This window comes from Streptomyces doebereineriae (assembly GCF_031845645.1).
Classification (GTDB): domain Bacteria; phylum Actinomycetota; class Actinomycetes; order Streptomycetales; family Streptomycetaceae; genus Streptomyces; species Streptomyces canus.
Genome location: NZ_JAVREZ010000193.1, coordinates 1 through 471 on the forward strand (window position 1 = coordinate 1; position 471 = coordinate 471).

Consider the following 471-nt stretch of genomic DNA (forward strand, 5'->3'; position numbering starts at 1 on the left):
TTACCACTTTGCTGGCCGTGCCGGCGGCTAAAGGGCTTTTCGCACAGGCTATCTCACAAAGTCCGGCCGGCGCGCTATCCCGCTCCCAGGAGCTGGCCGCGGAGTTCGCCGCCAAGTTCGCATCCATTCTCTGCGCCGACGAGCGGGAGCCCGCCCGCCTCCTGTTGGCGGCGCGTCCGGCTCAACTGGTGAATGCATTCGATCGCTTGCTCACCACGAGTGCATCGGACCTTGCTGGCGGTTACCCGGTGGGATGCACATTCGGAACCGACTATCTACCGTCCGAGCCCATTCAAGCGATGCGCGACGGCGAGGCGTACCGTGTGCCGCTGATCGTCGGTACGAACGCCGACGAGGGCCGGTTGTTCACTCGCTTCCTCAAACTCCTCCCGACGAACGAAGCCAAGATCGAAGCGTTACTAGCGGGAGCGGAACCCACCTGTCGTGAGCGAATTACCGCTGCCTATCCCG

General features: G+C 63.3%; 1 protein-coding gene. It reads left to right on the forward strand.

Annotation, left to right across the window (positions count from 1 at the left end; all coding sequences use genetic code 11):
• The coding region (locus RNB18_RS51410) for a carboxylesterase family protein (protein ID WP_311720983.1) at window positions 1-471 on the forward strand (471 nt) is incomplete at both ends.